Origin of the sequence: Kocuria palustris, from assembly GCF_007666205.1 — a bacterium.
GTDB classification, from domain to species: domain Bacteria; phylum Actinomycetota; class Actinomycetes; order Actinomycetales; family Micrococcaceae; genus Kocuria; species Kocuria palustris_A.
Genome location: NZ_VDOR01000001.1, coordinates 60,716 through 79,151, shown reverse-complemented (window position 1 = coordinate 79,151; position 18,436 = coordinate 60,716). Strand labels below are relative to the sequence as shown.

Here is an 18,436-nt window from a genome sequence, read left to right as displayed (position 1 = left end):
GATCCGTTCGTGGACGTGGGGCCGCCGGCGCCCGGGGCAGCGGACGCGGCGGGGCCGGTGGACGGGCCGGGGACCGGGACACTATGGCACGCCCATGACGAGCCCGCCGCATCCGACCGTATGATCAGGCAGGACGCGAACACGAGGCGAGGAGACCCGCATGCGGATCCCACGGACCATGGCGCTGGTGCTGGCCGGAGGCAAGGGCTCCCGGCTGGACGCCCTGACCGAGCACCGGGTCAAGCCCGCGCTGCCGGTCGCCGGCACGTACCGGCTGATCGACATCTCGATGTCGAACCTGATGCACTCCCACCTCTCGGACGTGTGGGTGATCGAGCAGTACCTGCCGGATTCGCTGAACCAGCACCTGAGCAACGGCCGCCCCTGGGACTTCGACCGCACCCACGGCGGTCTGCATGTCCTCCCGCCCTTCCAGGGCGCGGAGGGCGAGGGCTTCCCCCAGGGCAACTCCGACTCGCTCTACCGGCAGAAGGAGACCATCCGGCGGTTCGCCCCGGATCTCGTGCTCGTGCTCTCGGCCGATCACCTCTACACGCTGAACTTCCTGGACGTGATCGACACCCATCAGCAGCAGCGCGCGGACCTGACCATGGTCACCACGCGCGTCGACGTCGACGCCTCCCGGTTCTCCGTGGTCCACACGGACGGCCAGGGGCGCGTCACGGACTTCGACTACAAGCCCGAGGAGCCCTCCTCGCAGATCGTGGCCGCGGAGATGTTCCTCTTCGAGGGCCCCCAGCTGCTCGAGGCTCTCGAGGAGCTGCACGAGGAGCACGGCCGGCTCGAGGACTACGGCCACGACCTCATCCCGTGGTTCGTCGAGCGCCGCAAGGTGGTCGAGCACCGCATGGCCGGGTACTGGATGGACCTGGGGACGCTGCAGTCGTACTGGACGGCGCAGCTGCAGATCCTCGACGGCGACGGCGCCGTGCTCGATGATCCCGACTGGCCGATCGTCTCGGGGCAGCCGCAGCTGGTCCCGGCGCGCATGGCCGCCTCGGCCGACGTCTCCGACTCCATGATCTCCGCCGGGTCCCGCATCCGGGGGACCGTGGAGCACTCCGTGCTCAGCCCGGGAGTGGTGGTCGAGGAGGGCGCGGTCGTGCGGAACTCGGTCCTGCTGGACGGCGTGCGCGTCGGCCCCGGGGTCGAGCTCGAGAACGTGATCGTCGACATGGGCGCGCAGATCCGCGGCGGCTCCAAGCGCGGCACGGCGGAGGCGGTCACGCTGATCGGCGCCGACGGCCTCGTGTCCGCCACCGAGCCCTTCGACCGCGGGTCGTCCCTGCCCTCAGGGTTCTGAGCCCGCCGCCGGCGGCGCGTCCTGCCCCGCGGGCGGAGGACCATCGGCGCGGCGCCACCCGGGTCCGTCGGCCACGACCAGGCCGCGCTGCTCGAAGGCCTCGAACCAGCCCTCCATGGGCCACCAGCCCCAGCGCCGGGCGAAGACCTCCCCGTTGCGCAGGATGTCGTCCAGGTGCTCGACCGGGGGCGAGGACACCGGATGCCACTGGTGGAAGGCATCGGCGCCGCCGACCCACTGCAGGGGGATGCCCTCGTGGGCCAGGCTCATGGCGAAGTCCGTGTCCTCGCCCCCGTAGCCGGTGAACCGCTCGCAGAACCCGCCGAAGCGCCGCCGCAGCTCCCGCCAGGTCGCGCTCGTCAGGGCGAAGCTCAGCGACCAGAACAGCACCCGCTGCGCCGGGCTCGCCCGGCGGACCTCGCCGGCGGGCGGATCCGGGCGCGCCGGGTGGGGGCTGCGCAGGGCGGGCAGCCGCGACAGCTCGCAGCCCCGGTCCTCCGCGCGCAGGTAGGTCACCGGCCCGCACAGCACCCCGGGGTGCTCGGCCGCGGCCGCGGCGTAGGCCGGGCCGAGCTCCGGTCCGGGGACGCAGTCGGCGTCCAGGAACACGATGACCTCCGCGCCGTCCCGGGCGGCCGCGTCCCCGGCGGCATTGCGCGCCGCCGCCAGGTTCACCGGCCCCGGGCCGGTGCGCTCCAGGCCCCGGGAGCCGGGGACGTCGAACGGCTCGGGGCCGATCTGCACCGTGTGGTGGACGGCATCCGGCAGCCAGCGGCGCACGGCCTCGAGCTGGCGCAGCAGATGCCCCCGGCGCCCGATCGAGCACACGGTCACGACGTGCAGCGACGACCGCGTCGCGGCCACGGGGCGAGTGCTCACGGCCGCGTCCTTCCCGGGCCGGTGCCGGCGTCGGCCCCAGCGCCGCCATCGGCCAGCTGCCCGAGGACCTCGGCGGCGCGCAGAGCCGCGCCGTCGACCTGCCAGAGCCGCCGCCGCTGCTCTCCCGGGCCCAGCTGCAGCGCTCGCTCGATCAGCTCCGGCCAGGCGCGCGGCTCGGGCAGCCCCGGGGCCTCGGGGACGACCGCCAGCCCGGCGTCGGCCAGGATCCGCGCCGTGGCCTCCTGCTCCCGGAAGGGCCGCCGCTGGGGGAGCACGACGGCCGGAGCGCCGGCGGCGGCCACGTCGGCGATCGAGTTCTGCCCGGCCGCGGTGACCACCACGGCCGCGCTCGCCAGAGCCTCGAAGGGGTCCTCCACCCACTCGTCGAGCCCGAGCAGGCGGCAGTGCCCGCTGAGCCTCCCGCCGACGATGCCGGCGACCTCGCGCCAGTAGTCCGCGGAGGCGTCGTGGCCGCCGCGGCCCAGCAGGATCACCGCGTCGCGCCCGCGCCGGGCCGGCAGCTCGCGGTCCTCGAACCGCGTGATCCCGCCGACGCGGCGCACCCTCTCGGCGGCGGGGACCAGGTGGCCCGGCAGCGGGACCCAGTCCGGCCAGGCCGCCAGGATCCGGTCCGCCATGCGGTGCGAGAGCTCGTGCGGCAGGTCGTCGCGCACGCCGGGCAGGGCCTGGATCGACGTCGGCACCCCGAGCAGCCGCACGAGCGCGGTGACCTCCGCGGAGAGGTCGACGTGGAATGCGGCGGGCCGGTGCTCGCGCACCCACGCCGCGATCACGGCCATGCGCTCGGTGTAGCCGTCGTGGCCCTGGGGCGCCCAGTGCAGGGCGCCGTGGGCGGTGGCCCCGGCGGGGTCGGCGGGAGCGTCCATCGGCAGGACCACATCGGCCTCGGGGTGGGAGGAGAGGATGACGGCCTCGTGCCGCGGGGCCAGCGCGCGGGCGACCGCGCGGCACCGCGTCAGGTGCCCGGCGCCGTGGTGGTGCGCGTAGAACCCGATCATCGCGCCGCCGTCTCCTCGAACAGCGCCAGGTAGCGATCGATCATCAGACCCAGGTCGAAGCGCTCCACGGCGATCGCCCGGGCCTCCGCGCGGGGCTGCCGCATGGCGGTGCGCGCCGCGCGCACGAGGTCGTCGACGTCGTCGGGCCGCGCCAGGTGCTCCGGGGTCGAGGAGAGGATCTCGGGGATGCCGCCGCGGCCGAAGGCGGCCACGGGCGTCCCGCAGGACAGGGCCTCGATCAGCACGAGGCCGAACGGCTCGTCCCACTGCGGGGTCGCCAGGGCCAGCCGCGATCGGCCCACCTCCAGGGCGATCTCGCTGGGGGCCATGGCCCCGAGCCAGCGGACGCCGTCGCCCAGGTGCGGGGCGATCTGCGCCTCGAAGTAGCTCGGCTCGGCGCTGCGGCCGATCAGGGTCAGCGGGATCCCGAGCCGCCGGCAGGCCTCGATCGCCAGATGGGGCGCCTTCTCCCGGGTGAGGCGCCCGAACCACACCGCGCCGTCGCCGCCGGGGCCCAGGCGCCACCGCTCGGTCTCCACGCCGTTGTGGATCACGTCCGCGGCGTGCGGCACCCCCCACTGGCGGGCGGTGAACCGGCTCACGGCGGTGAAGCGGCCTGCGGCGAGGCCGCGGCGCCGCAGCGCGCACTGCATGGCGTCCTGGGGCGGCGTGTGCAGCGTCGTGACCATGGGAGCGCGCGCCGACGGGTCCATCAGCAGCATCGAGGAGTGGACGCTGTTGTTGTGGATCAGGTCGTAGTCGGCGGCCTCCAGGTGCTCGCGGACCCGGTCGTGCGCGGCGGCCTCCGACTCCTCCGCTCCCGGGGGGTAGCGGTCATCGCGGGCGCTGTGCATGTGCCCCTGCCAGTCCACCCCGGGGAACTCCAGATCGCGGCGATGGCCCAGGGAGCCGCGCGCCGCGAAGAGGTCGACGTCGATCCCGCGCAGGCGCAGGCCGGTGACCAGGCGATGCACGAAGACCTCGAGGCCTCCGCCGAAGGGAGGGGCGATCGGCATGCGCGACGGGCCGACCACGGCCACCCTCATGAGCCGCCCTCCGAGAGCAGCCGGCGGTGGGCCCGGGCGGCCTGCTCCGCCTGGGCCCGGCGGTCCCCCGCATACGGCAGGGGCCCCGCCGCGAGGGCCTCCCGCACGGCGCGGGCGGCGTCGCGCCCGTCGCCGGTCGCGTACTCGATCACGGCCCCCGGCCGGTCGGCCTGGTCCCGGTAGTGCCCGCAGTCCGGGGCCGCGACGACCGCGCCCAGGTCCCGGCACATCTCCAGCCAGCCGGAGTGGGAGCCGCGCAGGTACGGCAGCACCACGGCCGTGCAGCGGGCGATCCGGGAGTGCAGCTCGTCGTCGTCCATCCGCGGATGCACCACGAGCTCGAGGCCCTCGATCCCGGCCAGGTCGCGCGCCGGCTCGGCGTCCGCGGCGCGCTCGTCCACGAAGACCGTGAGGCGGCGCCCGCCCAGTCCGCCGGCGAGGTCGCGGTACCAGCCGGGATCGCGCACCGTGGCGGCGCGCAGGTCCTTGAGGAAGACGGCGGCATCCATCGGCCGCCCGCCGTCCGCGCGGGCCTGCTCCTGCAGGCGCTGCGCGCGCTGCGGCGCCACGACGAGCGGGTGGGGGATCACGACCGCCTCGCGGCCGAAGCGCTCGCGGATCTCGCGGGCCGCCGAGCCGGTCAGGGTGATGACGGTCTGTGCGGCCCCGATCAGCGCCGCCAGGCGCTCGAGGTGCTCGGCCTGCTGCTCGGGCGTGCTCAGATGGGGGTTCTGCAGGTCGTGGACGGTCAGCACGAGCCGGATCCCGGACTCGCGGCACTGCCGGGCGAGCGCGCGGATCTGCTGCGGGCTGCGGTGCTCGAAGCCGAAGTGCACGTGGAGCACGTCGAGCTCGTCGGCCGCCTCGCGCAGGCGCTGCGCGTCGAGCAGCGGGTGGGGCCGCCACCGGCCCGGGGGCAGGTCGGCGACCTCGGGGGGGACGAAGCGCTCGACGCCGTCCCAGGCCTCGAACGGCGTCACGGCCTCCACATAGGGGTGATGCGCCGGCACAGGGGCCACCCGGAGGACCGATCGGTCCCGGACGGCAGTGCTCATGGATCCCCTCCGTGGTCGGCGCTGGTGGTCGGCGCTGTCGGGCGGGAGCCAGAGGGGCTCCGCGGTCATCAGCGACGTTATTATCACAGAATGAGCTCCCCGGGCCGACTCCAGCACTACGCCGGCTTCTACGCGCAGGAGGATCCCGTCGCAGAGTCCGACGACCGGGCTCTGGTGGTCGTGATCGGCAACTGCCAGGCCGAGTCGCTGCGCATCCTGCTGGACTCCGATCCGGGCCTGCGCTCGGTGCGCGTGCCCCCGGTCTTCGAATGGGACGACAGGGACGTCGCCGCGGCCGCCCGGCTGCTCGCCCGGACCGACGCGCTCGTGATGCAGCACGTGCGCGACGACTACCGGGGGCTGCCCTCCGGGACGCGGCAGCTCGAGGCGCTGCTGCCCCCGTCGTCGCTGGCCGTGCGCGTCCCGGTCCTGCGCTATGCGGGCCTGCACCCCTTCCAGGTCATCGTCCGCGACCCCGACGACAGCTCGCTCGATCCGCCCGGGGTGCCCTACTCGGACCTGCGCACCCTGGCGCTCGCAGCGCACGGCGCCGACGGGGACGACGGCTCCCTGCCCCCGCATGCTCCCGAGCTGGACGCGCAGACGCTCGAGCGGCTGCACGAGGAGTCGGTCGGGCAGCTCGGGGCGCGCGAGCGGGCGCACGGCACGGTGGTCATGTCGGACGTGCTCGAGACCCGCCCGCACTGGCACACGATCAACCACCCCGACAATGCGACGCTGACCGCTCTGGCCGAGCGCGTGCTCGCCGAGCTCGGCCGCGGCCTCGGCTTCGCCCCGGACCCGGCAGGCATCCCCGATCCCGGCCGCGAGCTGCTGCGCTCGATCGAGGCCCCCGTGGATCCCGACCACGCCCGCGCGCTGGGGGCCCGGCTGCGCCCGGATGCGCGCCACGACGGCTGGCGGGTCGGCCCGCCCGACGACTTCGTGGAGCTCGACGAGGCGACCATCGCCCGCGAGCAGCTCGCGTTCTGCCGTGCCAGGCCGCGGCTGGTCGAACGGGGCCTGCAGCGCCACGGCGAGCGGATGCGGATGCTGGGGCTGCTCGCATGAGCCCCCTGCCCTCCGCGCCTGCTCGGTCGCGCACCGCGCCCCCGCGGGCGGAGGTCCGGCACCTCGTGATCGGCCCCCAGGCGCACGGGGTCGTGCGCCACGGGCTGGGCCTCTTCGACGCGGCTCGCCGGCGGGGGACGGACGAGCTGGAGCACCGGCTGGTGCGCGCGCAGAGCGTCGAGTCCGTCGGGTCCGTCGAGTCCCGGGACTTCGGGACCGGCCGGACCGCACCCGGCGCGCCCGCCGCCGGAGCGCCTGCCGATCCCGCCGCCGGGACGGAGGCGCCTGCCGGCGTGCTCCACGTGAGCTTCACCGATGCCCTCTTCGGCCCGGACCCCCAGGCGGCCGTCGATGCGGTCCTGCGGCTGCGCGGCTCGCACCTGCTGAGCGTGGGGCCCCACGACGTCCCGCAGCCGCAGGAGGGGCACGAGCGCTTCGCGCGGCGCAGCCGGGCCTATGCCCGGCTGCTCGGGCAGGCCGATCTCGTGATCGCCCACTCGGAGCACGAGGCCGGGCAGCTCCGGGAGCTGGGCGGCGCGCAGCCCGGGGGCCGCGGCGCGATCCGCGTGGTCCCGCTGCCGCTCGAGGACCCCGCTGCCGCTCCCGGCGCCGCTGCCTCCCCCGCCGCGAGCTCGGCGGGCCCCGCGCCGGAGAGCCGCCCGTCGGAGGCCGGCCCCGGCTCCCCGTGCGTGGGCGTGCTCGGCTTCGTCTACCCCGGCAAGGGCCTCGAGGACGTCATCGATCAGGTGCCGCCCGGGACCCGGGTGCGCGCGATCGGCGGCGTCGCCGCCGGCCACGACGACGAGGCCGCCGGGCTCGGCGAGCGGGCAGCCCGGCGCGGCGTCGCCTTCGAGATCACCGGCTACGTCCCGGAGGCGGAGCTGGCCGCCGAGCTGGCCGCCGCGGACGTCCCCGTCTGCCCGCACCGCCACGTCTCGGCCTCCGGGTCGCTGAACACGTGGATCGCGCACGGGCGGATCCCGCTCGTCGCCGACGGCCCCTACATGCGCGAGGTCGACGAGCGCTGGCCCGGACGCGTCGTGCGCCGCGACCGGGAGGAGCTGGGCGAGGCGCTGCGCGAGCTGCTGGCCGATCCCGGGCGGACCCGCGCCGTCCAGGCCGCGCCGTCGTGGGGCTGGCCGCAGGTCGCGGCGGCCTATGAGACCGCCTGGGCGGAGGCCGCTCGATGAGCGCCCCGGCCGGGCTCCGGGAGAGCCCGCGGATCTCCGTCGTCGTGCCCCACTACGAGGATCAGGCCGGCCTGGACGCCGTGCTGGCCGGCCTGCGGGCCCAGCGGCCGGCGCCGCCGGCCGAGATCGTCGTGGCCGACGACGGCTCCGCGACCGCCCCGCGGGTTCCCGACGGCGTGCGGGTCGTGCGCCAGGAGGACCGCGGGTTCCGCGCCGCCGCGGCCCGCAACCTGGGCGCGCGCGCGGCGACGGGGCAGATCCTGGCCTTCCTCGACGGCGACACCGTCCCCGAGCCCGGCTATCTGGCCGCCGTGGCCCGCGCGCTGGCGGAGCAGCCGCACGCGCTGATCGTGGGGACGCGGACCCATGTGGACGAGGCGGTCGATCCGCCCCGGGACCTGGGGGAGCCGCAGTGGCTGCGCGACGCCTGGGCCGCCACGGACCATCTGCGCCGCCACGACGATGCGAGCTTCCGCTTCGTCATCTCCGCCGTGCTCTCGTGCCGGCGCGAGACGTTCGAGCGCCTGGGCGGCTTCGACCCGACGATGGTCGGCTACGGCGGGGAGGACTGGGAGCTGGGCTGGCAGGCCGTGCTGGCCGGCTGCGATCTGCGGCACGAGCCCGGGGCTCGCGCCGTGCATCGCGGTGCCGACTGGGGCGGACGCTCCGCCGCGGACCGGGCGGCCGCCGCGCGGCAGAAGAACCGGGAGAGCCTGCGCCTGGCGCCCCGGATCACGCATCCGATCGCCCGGCCCGCGGGCCTGGTGCACGCGGTCCCCGACATCCTCGTCACGTGGCGGCGGGACTGGCACGAGCACGCCGGCACGGGCGCCGCCGCCCTGGCGGTGCGCGATCTGCTCGCCGCGGGGGACGTCCACGTGCGGCTGCCGCAGGACGGCTCGAGTCCCGCCGAGCTGCGCGAGATGCTCGCCGCCGACCCGCGGGTCGGCTTCACGGCGGGGGCGCGGCGTCCCCGGGCGCGCGCCCGGCCCCGGTTCGAGGTCGAGCTGCTGAGCGCGTGCCGGATCCCCCCGGGGCAGCTGTCCCGGGCGTGCGAGGCGGCCGCCGCCCGCGGCCGCATCGCCGAGGTCGCCGCGCCGGACGGCACGGCGCTGGCGCGGATCGAGCCCGTGCGCGTCCGGGCCCGCGCGGCTCTCGGCCTCGCCGAGCCGGGCGCGGACGACGGCGTCCTGCGGCTGATCCGCGACTGGCCCCGGCTGTCCGCGCAGCTGCGGCTCGAGGACGCCTTCCGCGACGAAGGCCAGTGCGGATAGCACACGGCGGGCCCGCGGGTCGAGCATGACGCCGCGTGACGGGGAAGATGACATCGTCGCCGCCCGCGCCGTTCACTGGGGCCCATGACGACCGAGACGCCGCAGCGGGCAGCGCGCGCCCGAAAGCCCAAGCCCGAGGGCCAATGGAAGGTCGACGGCCGCGAGCCGCTGAACCACAACGAGCAGTTCAAGGCCGAGGACGACGGCTTCGCCGTGCGCGCGCGGATCGAGCAGAAGTACGCCCGCGAGGGCTTCGCCTCGATCGACGCCGACGACCTCCACGGCCGCTTCCGGTGGTGGGGCCTCTACACCCAGCGCCGCCCCGGGATCGACGGCGGGCGCACCGGCTCGCTGTCGGCCGAGGAGCTCGAGGACGAGTACTTCATGATGCGCGTGCGCCTGGACGGCGGCGCCCTGACCCGCGAGCAGCTCGGCGTCCTCGCGCAGATCTCGCAGGAGTTCGCCCGCGGCACCTCGGACATCACGGATCGCCAGAACATCCAGTACCACTGGATCCGGATCGAGGACGTCCCGGAGATCTGGCGGCGCCTCGAGGAGGCCGGGATGGACACCGTCTCCGCCTGCGGCGACGTCCCCCGCGTCATCCTGGGATCCCCCGTGGCCGGCGCCGCCGCCGACGAGGTGCTGGACCCCACTCCCGCGATCGACGCGCTGCGCGAGGAGGTCCACAAGCTCGAGTTCTCGAACCTGCCGCGCAAGTACAAGACCGCGGTGACCGGCCACCCGTCGCTGGACGTGGCCCACGAGATCAACGACTGCTCGTTCGTCGGCGTGCTGCACCCGGAGCTCGGACCCGGGTACGACCTGTGGGTCGGCGGCGCGCTGTCCGTCCAGCCGTTCCTGGGCCGGCGGCTCGGCGCGTTCGTGGCCGAGGACCAGGTCGTCGACGTCTGGCGCGGCGTGACCGCGATCTTCCGCGACTACGGCTACCGGCGCCTGCGCAACCGCGCCCGCATGAAGTTCCTGGTCAAGGACTGGGGCGTCGAGCGCTTCCGCGAGGTCCTGGAGACCGAGTACCTGGGCTACGCGCTGGCCGACGGCCCCGCTCCGGGGGCTCCCACGGGCCCGGCCGATCACATCGGCGTGACCCGGCAGAAGGACGGCCGGAACATGCTCGGCGCGGCCCCGCGAGCGGGCCGCGTGCCCGGCGAGCGGCTGGGGCAGCTGGCCGAGGTCATGGAGCGCTTCGGCAGCGACCGCGTGCGCCTGACCCCGCAGCAGAAGATCCTGCTGCTCGACATCGCCGACGACGACGTCGAGGCCGCGATCGAGGCGCTCGACGCGATCGACCTCAAGGTCCGGCCCTCGCCGTTCCGCCGCTCGACCGTGGCCTGCACGGGCATCGAGTTCTGCAAGCTCGCGATCGTGGAGACCAAGCAGGTCGCCTCGGATGCGATCGACGAGCTCGAGCGTCGTCTCGCGGACCTCCAGCTGGACGATCCCATCTCGCTGCACATCAACGGGTGCCCCAACTCCTGCGCCCGCTTCCAGGTCGCGGACATCGGCCTGAAGGGCCAGCTGCTGCCCACCGAGGACGGCGGCCAGAAGCCGGGGTACCAGGTCCACCTCGGCGGTGGGCTGACCAGCTCCGAGCACGGGGGCGAGGCCAATCTGGGCCGCACCGTGCGGGGTCTGAAGGTCTATCAGGACGATCTGCCCGACTACGTCGAGCGCCTCACCCGCCGCTTCGCGGAACAACGGCAGGATGGGGAGAGTTTCGCCGCATGGAGCACCCGCGCCGAGGAGGACGATCTGAGATGACCACCGCATCCGCCGAGAAGGGCCTGCGCGCCGAGGACGAGCTGCGGGAGCTGGCGGCCGCCGGGGCCCGCGAGCTGGGCGCCGAGCTCGACGCCGACGGCAAGGTCCCGACTCAGGGCGAGGCCGACCACGTCGCCGCGATCCGCTGGGTCGCCGAGACCTTCCCCCACGCCCGCGTCGCCGTGGCCTGCTCGATGGCCGATCTGGTCCTGCCGGCGCTCGTCGCCGAGCAGATCCCCGGCGTGGACGTGCTCTTCCTGGAGACCGGATACCACTTCCCGGAGACCCAGGGCACCAAGGCGGCCGCCGAGGCCATGCTGGACATCACCGTCCTGGACGTCATGCCGAAGCTCTCCGTCGCGGAGCAGGACGAGAAGCACGGCAAGGACCTCTTCCGGACCGACCCGTCGGCCTGCTGCGCCATGCGCAAGGTCGAGCCGCTGGCCGGTGCGCTCGAGGACTACGAGATCTGGTTCACCGGGGTGCGCCGCGACGAGTCGCCCACGCGCACCAACGCCCCGCTCGTGTCCTTCGACGAGACCCATAAGCTGGTCAAGGTCAACCCCATGGTCCGCTGGTCGCTCGATGACCTGATGGAGCACTCCGACAGCGCGGGACTGCCCGTGAACCCCCTGCTGTCCGAGGGCTACCTCTCGATCGGCTGTGCGCCGTGCACGCGCAAGGTGGCACCCGGGGAGGACCCCCGGGCCGGACGCTGGTCCGGCAGCGACAAGATCGAGTGCGGCATCCACCTGTGATGCCCGCGGCGGGGTCGGCCCCGCCGCCGCGAGCACCCCCCCCCGCACCCCACCTCAGGAGAGCAGGACCCCATGACAGAGACCGCCGTGTCGGCCACGGGCCAGCAGTCCGCCCTGGACGCCCTGGAGTCCGAGGCCATCCACATCATCCGCGAGGTCGTCGCCGAGTTCGACCGGCCCGCCATGCTGTTCTCGGGCGGCAAGGACTCCGTGGTGATGCTGCACCTGGCGGCCAAGGCGTTCTGGCCCGCGGCGATCCCGTTCCCGGTGCTGCACGTGGACACGGGGCACAACTTCCCGGAGGTCCTGGACTTCCGCGACCGCACGGCCGAGCGGCTCGGGGTGCGGCTCGTCGTCGCCTCCGTGCAGGACTACATCGACGACGGCCGACTGGCCGAGCGCGCCGACGGCACCCGCAACCCGCTGCAGACCACCCCGCTGCTGGACGCGATCGCGGACCACCGGTTCGACGCCGTGTTCGGCGGCGCCCGCCGCGACGAGGACAAGGCCCGGGCCAAGGAGCGCATCATCTCCCTGCGCGACGAGTTCGGGCAGTGGGATCCCCGCAATCAGCGCCCCGAGCTGTGGAACCTCTACAACGGCCGCCACACCGCGGGCCAGCACGTGCGGGCCTTCCCGATCTCCAACTGGACCGAGCTCGACGTCTGGCGCTACATCGAGCGGGAGTCGATCGATCTGCCCCCGATCTACTTCGCCCACGACCGCGAGGTCTTCCGGCGCGACGGCATGTGGATGTCGGTGAGCCCGGTGTCCCGGCCCCGCGGCGACGAGCAGGTCGAGACCCGGACGGTCCGCTACCGCACCGTGGGCGACATGTCCTGCACCGGGGCGGTCCTCTCCGATGCCGCCGACGTCGCCGCCGTGGTCGCGGAGGTCGGCTTCTCCACGCTGACCGAGCGCGGCGCCACGCGCGCCGACGACCGCATCTCCGAGGCCGCCATGGAGGACCGCAAGAAGGACGGCTACTTCTGATCGGCCGGGGCGCAGCCCCCGCCCGTCCCAGCCGCCCCCGACCGCCGCGCTGAGCGCATCCACGAACGTCAGAAGGTGCCCGTGACCGAGACCTCCGCCCCTGCCCCCGCCGTGACCTCGACCATCGACCCCGGATCGCTGTTCCGCTTCGCGACCGCCGGCTCCGTCGACGACGGCAAGTCCACCCTGGTGGGCCGGCTCCTGCACGACGCCAAGGCGATCCTGGCCGATCAGCTCGAGGCCGTGGCCCGCACCTCGGCCGAGCGGGGCTTCGGCGGCGGCGAGGGCAGGCTCGATCTGGCGCTGCTGACCGACGGCCTGCGCGCCGAGCGCGAGCAGGGCATCACGATCGACGTCGCCTACCGCTACTTCGCGACCGACCGCCGCTCGTTCGTGCTCGCCGACTGCCCCGGGCACGTGCAGTACACCAAGAACACGGTCACCGGCGCCTCGACCGCCGACGCCGTCGTGCTGCTCGTCGACGCCCGCCACGGCGTGCTCGAGCAGACCCGGCGCCACCTGGCCGTGAGCGCGCTGCTGCGCGTCCCGCACGTCGTGGTCGCGGTCAACAAGATCGACCTCGTGGACTGGTCCCAGGAGCGCTTCGACGAGATCCGCGCCGACATCACGGAGGTCGCCGGGCGCCTGGGCTCCGCCGAGCTCGTCGAGAACCTCAAGGTCGTCCCCGTCAGCGCCCTCGAGGGCGACAACGTCGTGGAGCCCTCCGAGCGCACCGCCTGGTACGCGACGGGCGACTACGACGGGCGCCCGCTGCTGCGCATCCTGGAGGAGCTGCCCACGGTCGACGAGTCCGGCCGGGGCGAGGCCCGCCCGTTCCGCCTCCCGGTGCAGTGCGTGATCCGCCCCCAGGGCGGGGTCGCCCAGGGCGTGGACCCCGAGGCCACCCGCGACTACCGCGGCTACGCCGGGCAGATCGCCTCGGGCACCGTGGCCGTGGGGGACGAGGTCGTCGTGCAGCCCTCGGGCCGCAGGACCACCGTGGTGGGGATCGACGTCGCCGGCACCGCCGCGCAGAAGGCGGGCCCGCTGCCGGGCGAGCAGCTCGCGGAGGCCGCCGCCCCCCGCTCGGTGACCCTGCGCCTGGCCGATGACATCGACGTCGCCCGCGGCGAGCTCATCGCCGCCGCGCACCCGGCCCCGCCGGAGCCCGTCAAGGAGTTCTCGGCCCGCCTGGCGTGGCTCGGCGACGCCCCGCTGCGACCGCGCGCCCGCGTGCTGATCAAGCACGGCAGCGCCACGGTCAAGGCCATGGTCGGCGAGATCGCGGGCGCCCTGGACCTGGAGTCCATGCGGCTCGAGCCGGCGCAGTCCCTCGAGCTCAACGACATCGGCAGGGTCACGCTGCGGACCCCCTCGGCGCTGCCGCTGGACGACTACTCCGAGCTGCGCCGCACCGGGGCGTTCCTGCTGATCGACGAGCAGTCGGGCGGCACCCTGGCCGCGGGCCTGGTCGGGGAGAGCTGAGTGTCCGCCCGGAAGCGGGACGCACCGGGTGAGCAGGGCGCAGGGCGGGCCGCCGGCCCGGGCGAGCTCGAGACCGTCACCCGCACGCCCGGCGACCCCGGCGACGGCCGACGGCGCAGGCGGCGCGCCGGCGGCTGGCCGCTCGTGCTCGCCGGCCTGGCGCTGCTGCTCGTGCTGACCACGGCGGCCACCGCGCTGCGCGCGAACGGCACCCTCGACGCCCTCGAGCAGCAGCGGATCCGGACCTCGGAGGCCGATGAGCTGACCCTGGGGTACTTCGCCAACCTCACCCACGGCCCGGCCCTGGCCGGGGTCCACGACGGCGTCTTCGACGACGCCCTGGGGGGCACCGAGCTGAGCACGCAGGTCTTCTCGACCGGTCCCACGACCATCGAGGCGATGAACTCCGGCGAGGTCGACGCCGCGTTCATGGGCCCGAACCCCGCGATCAACTCCTACGTGCAGTCCGGCGGCGAGTCGATCACGATCATCGGCGGGGCGACCTCCGGAGGCGCCCGGTTCATCGTCTCCGACGACGTCGCGGGCGAGGACGACCTGGCCGGGCGCACGTTCGCGACCCCGGCGCTGGGCGGCACCCAGGACGTCGCGCTGCGCGTGTGGCTCGAGGAGCGCGGCTACGAGGTCGACACCGGCTCCCCGGACTCCGTGTCGATCACGCCCATGCCCTCGGGACAGGCGCTGCAGACCTTCCGGCAGGGCCAGATCGACGGCTTCTGGGGCCCGCAGCCGTGGGTCACGCTGATGAGCGAGGAGGGCGGGCGCGTGCTCGTCGACGAGGGCGATCTGTGGCCCGAGGGCCGCTACCCCACGACCGTGCTGGCCGTGCGCACCGACTTCCTCGAGCAGCACCCCGAGACCGTCGAGCGGCTGCTCGGCGGCCTCGAGGACTCGGTCGCCCATCTCGAGCAGATGCCGCCGGAGGATGCCGCGGCCCTGCTCAACGAGGCCATGGTCGAGGCCCAGGGCCAGGAGCTGCCGGAGCAGACGCTGATCAGCTCGCTCGAGCAGATGGAGTGGACCGCCGACCCGATGGCCGGCACCTACGACACGCTCCTGGGCAACGGCGTGTCCGCCGGGGTCACCCAGGACGCCTCCCTCGAGGGCCTCGTGGACGTCGAGCCGCTGAACCGCGTGCGCGAGCAGCGCGGCATGGAGCCCGTGGAGGGGCAGCCGTGAGCCGGGCGCACACGGGCGGCGCGCGCCCGGGCGAGCAGAGCGTGATCCGCATCCGTGGGCTGGCCAAGTCCTTCGGCGACGCCCCCGTGCTCGCCGATCTGGACCTCGACGTGCGCCGCGGGGAGTTCGTGAGCCTGCTCGGTGCCTCCGGCTCCGGCAAGACGACGCTGCTGAACATCATCGCGGGGCTCGAGCAGCCCTCGTCCGGCAGCGTCACGGCCCCCGCCGAGGGCACGGCGTTCATGTTCCAGGACGCGTCCCTGTTCCCGTGGCTGACGGCCGGGCGCAACGTCGAGCTGGCCCTCGAGCTGGCCGGGGTCCCGCGGGCACGGCGGCGGGACCGGGCCGAGGAGCTGCTCGAGCTCGTGCGGCTGCCGCAGGTCGCCGACAAGCGCCCCCACGAGCTCTCCGGCGGCATGCGCCAGCGCGTGGGCCTGGCCCGGGGCCTGGCCCAGGAGCGCGAGGTCCTGCTCATGGACGAGCCGTTCTCGGCCCTCGACGCCATCACGCGCGATCTGCTGCAGGACGAGCTGCTGCGCATCTGGGAGGTCACGGGGCGCACGATCGTGTTCATCACCCACAACGTCTCCGAGGCCGTCCGTCTGGGGCAGCGCGTCCTGCTGCTGTCGTCGCGGCCCGGGCGGATCGTGGAGCAGTGGGACACCGGGCCCTGGAAGCACCCCGAGGCCCACGGATTCGAGGCCGGCGGCCAGACCGCCGAGGAGACGCGGGCCGAGCTGACCCGCACCATCACCCGACGGCTCAGGGAGGAGATCGGCCGCCATGCCCGCTGATCGCGTCACCACCGGCCCGTCCGCCGAGGCTCCCTGGGCGTCCTCGACGGCGGCCGCGCAGACCGGACCCGCCGGCGCCGCCGTGCCCGCCGCCGCGCCGGGCTCCGCGGGGGCCCGCACCGCGGATCAGGCCGACCCCGAGGTCGCCGGCCCCGCCGATCCGTCCTCGGACAGCGCCCTGGCGGGCCTCGACGCCCTGCAGAGCGACGGCCCGCGGCGCCGCACCGCCGGCGACGTCTTCCGCGAGCGGGTGGCCCCTCCGCTGGCGGCCCTGGTGGCCGCCGTGCTGGTGTGGCAGCTGCTCGTCGCGCTGATCGACCCGCGCCCGGACATCATGCCCGGCCCGCTCGACGTGGCCCGGCAGGTGGGGGCCGCCACGGCCGACGGCACGCTGCCGGGGGCCCTGGCGACCTCGCTGTGGCGCGGGGTCAGCGGGTTCCTGATCGCGGTCGCGGTGGCCACCCCGCTGGCGCTGCTGATCGCCTCGTGGCAGGGTCTGCGCCATGCCGTCGGGCCGCTGATCTCGGGCATGCAGGTGCTGCCCTCGGTGGCCTGGGTGCCGGCGGCGATCGTATGGTTCGGGCTCTCGGACGCCACGGTGTACTTCGTGGTGCTCATGGGCGCGATCCCGTCGATCGTCAACGGCATGCTCGCCGGCGTGGACCAGATCCCGCCGCAGCTGCTCAAGGCGGGCAGGATCATGGGCGCGACGGGCTCCACCCTGGCGCTGAAGGTCGTGCTGCCCGCGGCGATGCCCGGCTACGTCGCCGGGCTCAAGCAGGGCTGGGCCTTCTCGTGGCGGTCCCTGATGGGCGCGGAGCTCATCGCGATCGGCGGGTCCATCGGCTTCGGCATGGGCTCCCTGCTGGCGCAGGGGCGCACCGTATCGGACATGGCCGTCGTGCTGACCGCGGTGCTGAGCATCCTGGCGGTGGGCATCGTGATCGAGCTGCTGCTGTTCAACCCGCTCGAGAAACGGCTGCTGCGCGGCCGCGGGCTGCTGCGGACCTGACCCGCAGCCCAGCGCATCATCGGCTCGCCTCGACCGAGGCTGCCGCAGACACGTCCCAGCACGGCCCGCGAAGGGGCCGAGGAGGAGAGAGACCATGACGGAACAGACGCAGGCCCCGGGCACCGCCCGCCCGCTGCGCGTGGCGATCATCGGCGCCGGTCCTGCGGGCATCTACACCGCGGACATGCTCAGCAAGTCGGAGGCCGTGAAGAGCGGCGAGATCGAGGTCTCGGTCGACCTCTTCGACCGCTACCCGACGCCCTTCGGGCTGATCCGCTACGGCGTGGCCCCCGATCACCCCCGCATCAAGGGCATCATCACCGCCCTGCGCCAGATCCTGGGCGGGGGAGCGGTGCGCTTCTTCGGCAACGTCGAGTACGGCCGCGATCTGAGCCTGGGCGATCTGCAGGATCTCTACGACGCCGTCGTGTTCTCGACCGGCGCCGTCAAGGACGCCCCGCTCGAGGTCCCGGGCAAGGACCTGGAGGGCGTCCACGGGGCCGCCGACTTCGTCGCCTGGTACGACGGCCACCCCGACTACCCGCGCGAGTGGCCCCTGGACGCCGAGCAGGTCGCCGTCATCGGCAACGGCAACGTGGCCCTGGACGTGGCTCGCGTGCTGGCCAAGCACGCCGACGACATGCTCACCACCGAGATCCCCGGCAACGTCTACCAGGGGCTCAAGGCGAATCCCGTCACGGACGTCCACGTCTTCGGCCGCCGCGGCCCGGCGCAGATGAAGTTCACCCCGCTCGAGCTGCGCGAGCTCGGCAAGGTGCCCGATGTCGATGTGGTCGTCCACGACGAGGACTTCTCCCCGGAGGACGTCGCCGACGAGGCCGCCGGCGACTCCAACCAGGTCAAGGTCATGCTCAAGACCCTGCGCAAGTGGATGGACGACGACGCGCCCAGGACGGCCTCGCGCCGGCTGCACCTGCACTTCTTCCAGCGCCCGGAGGAGATCCTGGGGGAGGACGGCAGGGTCGTCGCGCTGCGCACCGAGCGCACCCGCCTCAACGAGGACGGCTCCGTGTCCCCGATCAGCGAATTCGTCGACCACCCCATGGGCGCGGTCTACTACGCGATCGGCTACCTGGGCTCCCCCCTGCCGGAGATCCCGTTCGACCTGCACCGCGGCGTCATCCTCAACTCCGAGGGCCGCGTGCGGGATCCCGAGGGCAATGTCCAGTCCGGGGTCTACGCGTCCGGGTGGATCAAGCGCGGGCCCGTGGGTCTGATCGGGGCGACCAAGTCGGACGCCCTCGAGACGATCACGCACCTGCTCGAGGACCGCGGGTCGCTGTCGGCGCAGCGCCCCGAGCCCGAGGCGATCATCGAGACGCTCGAGGCCAAGGGCATCGAGTACACGACCTGGGACGGCTGGCTGCAGCTCGACGAGCACGAGCAGGCCCTGGGCGCGTCGTCCCATGACGCCGAGGGCAACCCCCGCGAGCGCGTCAAGGTCATCGACCGCGAGGAGATGGTCCGGGTCTCGCGTCAGAGCTGACCGGAGGCCGGCCCCGCGCCGGCTCGCCCCTGCCGCACGAGCCCGCTCCA

Annotated in this window: 16 protein-coding genes; 12 read left to right on the top strand and 4 right to left on the bottom strand. The window is 74.4% G+C overall.

Annotated features, from left to right (window positions below; genetic code table 11):
• Window positions 1-160 precede the first annotated feature (160 nt).
• Window positions 161-1,324, top strand: coding sequence for a glucose-1-phosphate adenylyltransferase family protein (locus FSY66_RS00365; RefSeq protein ID WP_144790175.1), 1,164 nt, complete (start codon window positions 161-163; stop codon window positions 1,322-1,324).
• Here FSY66_RS00365 and FSY66_RS00360 read toward each other — a convergent pair.
• Genes FSY66_RS00360 through FSY66_RS00345 form a run of 4 tightly spaced genes read right to left on the bottom strand, consistent with a single transcriptional unit; the run spans window position 1,313 to window position 5,323 of the window.
• Entirely contained in the window at window positions 1,313-2,203 is an 891-nt protein-coding gene (locus tag FSY66_RS00360; protein ID WP_260853258.1) for a glycosyltransferase family 2 protein, read from the bottom strand. The two genes, FSY66_RS00365 and FSY66_RS00360, sit on opposite strands and share 12 nt — an antisense overlap.
• A complete protein-coding gene (locus tag FSY66_RS00355; protein WP_144790173.1) occupies window positions 2,200-3,222 on the bottom strand; it encodes a glycosyltransferase in 1,023 nt (340 codons plus the stop codon). Before FSY66_RS00355 ends, FSY66_RS00360 begins: the two co-directional genes overlap by 4 nt.
• On the bottom strand, window positions 3,219-4,256 hold the full coding sequence (locus tag FSY66_RS00350) for a glycosyltransferase (protein ID WP_222115488.1): 1,038 nt from the start codon (window positions 4,254-4,256) through the stop codon (window positions 3,219-3,221). Before FSY66_RS00350 ends, FSY66_RS00355 begins: the two co-directional genes overlap by 4 nt.
• A gap of 8 nt (window positions 4,257-4,264) precedes the next feature.
• Window positions 4,265-5,323, bottom strand: a complete 1,059-nt coding sequence (locus tag FSY66_RS00345; protein ID WP_144790169.1) for a glycosyltransferase — start codon at window positions 5,321-5,323, stop codon at window positions 4,265-4,267.
• Window positions 5,324-5,413: 90 nt separating this feature from the next.
• Between FSY66_RS00345 and FSY66_RS00340 the strand changes: the two genes are divergently transcribed.
• The 11 genes from FSY66_RS00340 to FSY66_RS00290 all read left to right on the top strand — a co-directional run bounded on the left by FSY66_RS00340 (window position 5,414) and on the right by FSY66_RS00290 (window position 18,386).
• A complete protein-coding gene (locus FSY66_RS00340) occupies window positions 5,414-6,394 on the top strand; it encodes a WcbI family polysaccharide biosynthesis putative acetyltransferase (RefSeq protein ID WP_186304326.1) in 981 nt (326 codons plus the stop codon).
• Window positions 6,391-7,584: a glycosyltransferase gene (locus tag FSY66_RS00335; protein ID WP_144790167.1), complete on the top strand. Its 1,194-nt coding sequence runs from the start codon at window positions 6,391-6,393 to the stop codon at window positions 7,582-7,584. The genes FSY66_RS00340 and FSY66_RS00335 overlap by 4 nt, the downstream gene beginning before the upstream one ends.
• Window positions 7,581-8,858 (top strand): glycosyltransferase family 2 protein, encoded by a 1,278-nt coding sequence (locus tag FSY66_RS00330; protein ID WP_144790165.1) that lies wholly within the window; start codon window positions 7,581-7,583, stop codon window positions 8,856-8,858. The genes FSY66_RS00335 and FSY66_RS00330 overlap by 4 nt, the downstream gene beginning before the upstream one ends.
• An 84-nt stretch (window positions 8,859-8,942) precedes the next feature.
• Window positions 8,943-10,640, top strand: a complete 1,698-nt coding sequence (locus FSY66_RS00325; protein ID WP_144790163.1) for a nitrite/sulfite reductase — start codon at window positions 8,943-8,945, stop codon at window positions 10,638-10,640.
• Window positions 10,637-11,398 carry a phosphoadenylyl-sulfate reductase gene (locus tag FSY66_RS00320; protein ID WP_144790161.1) on the top strand — a complete coding sequence of 254 codons (762 nt, stop codon included), beginning with the start codon at window positions 10,637-10,639 and terminating at the stop codon, window positions 11,396-11,398. The genes FSY66_RS00325 and FSY66_RS00320 overlap by 4 nt, the downstream gene beginning before the upstream one ends.
• A 72-nt stretch (window positions 11,399-11,470) precedes the next feature.
• Entirely contained in the window at window positions 11,471-12,391 is a 921-nt protein-coding gene (gene cysD / locus FSY66_RS00315) for a sulfate adenylyltransferase subunit CysD (protein WP_144790159.1), read from the top strand.
• Between the two features lie 81 nt (window positions 12,392-12,472).
• Window positions 12,473-13,876 carry a sulfate adenylyltransferase subunit 1 gene (locus FSY66_RS00310; RefSeq protein WP_144790157.1) on the top strand — a complete coding sequence of 468 codons (1,404 nt, stop codon included), beginning with the start codon at window positions 12,473-12,475 and terminating at the stop codon, window positions 13,874-13,876.
• Window positions 13,877-15,073 (top strand): ABC transporter substrate-binding protein, encoded by a 1,197-nt coding sequence (locus tag FSY66_RS00305; RefSeq protein ID WP_144790155.1) that lies wholly within the window; start codon window positions 13,877-13,879, stop codon window positions 15,071-15,073.
• 41 nt (window positions 15,074-15,114) lie between these two features.
• Window positions 15,115-15,867 (top strand): ABC transporter ATP-binding protein, encoded by a 753-nt coding sequence (locus FSY66_RS00300; RefSeq protein ID WP_144790761.1) that lies wholly within the window; start codon window positions 15,115-15,117, stop codon window positions 15,865-15,867.
• Entirely contained in the window at window positions 15,857-16,879 is a 1,023-nt protein-coding gene (locus FSY66_RS00295) for an ABC transporter permease (RefSeq protein WP_144790153.1), read from the top strand. The genes FSY66_RS00300 and FSY66_RS00295 overlap by 11 nt, the downstream gene beginning before the upstream one ends.
• A gap of 94 nt (window positions 16,880-16,973) precedes the next feature.
• Window positions 16,974-18,386, top strand: coding sequence for an FAD-dependent oxidoreductase (locus tag FSY66_RS00290; RefSeq protein ID WP_144790151.1), 1,413 nt, complete (start codon window positions 16,974-16,976; stop codon window positions 18,384-18,386).
• Window positions 18,387-18,436 lie beyond the last annotated feature (50 nt).

Coding starts and splice junctions, on each gene's coding strand:
- FSY66_RS00345 (WP_144790169.1), bottom strand. CDS start 5,323: ATGAGCACTGCCGTCCGGGACCGATCGGTCCTCCGGGTGGCCCCTGTG.
- cysD (WP_144790159.1), top strand. CDS start 11,471: ATGACAGAGACCGCCGTGTCGGCCACGGGCCAGCAGTCCGCCCTGGAC.
- FSY66_RS00355 (WP_144790173.1), bottom strand. CDS start 3,222: ATGATCGGGTTCTACGCGCACCACCACGGCGCCGGGCACCTGACGCGG.
- FSY66_RS00320 (WP_144790161.1), top strand. CDS start 10,637: ATGACCACCGCATCCGCCGAGAAGGGCCTGCGCGCCGAGGACGAGCTG.
- FSY66_RS00365 (WP_144790175.1), top strand. CDS start 161: ATGCGGATCCCACGGACCATGGCGCTGGTGCTGGCCGGAGGCAAGGGC.
- FSY66_RS00330 (WP_144790165.1), top strand. CDS start 7,581: ATGAGCGCCCCGGCCGGGCTCCGGGAGAGCCCGCGGATCTCCGTCGTC.
- FSY66_RS00335 (WP_144790167.1), top strand. CDS start 6,391: ATGAGCCCCCTGCCCTCCGCGCCTGCTCGGTCGCGCACCGCGCCCCCG.
- FSY66_RS00340 (WP_186304326.1), top strand. CDS start 5,414: ATGAGCTCCCCGGGCCGACTCCAGCACTACGCCGGCTTCTACGCGCAG.
- FSY66_RS00290 (WP_144790151.1), top strand. CDS start 16,974: ATGACGGAACAGACGCAGGCCCCGGGCACCGCCCGCCCGCTGCGCGTG.
- FSY66_RS00295 (WP_144790153.1), top strand. CDS start 15,857: ATGCCCGCTGATCGCGTCACCACCGGCCCGTCCGCCGAGGCTCCCTGG.
- FSY66_RS00325 (WP_144790163.1), top strand. CDS start 8,943: ATGACGACCGAGACGCCGCAGCGGGCAGCGCGCGCCCGAAAGCCCAAG.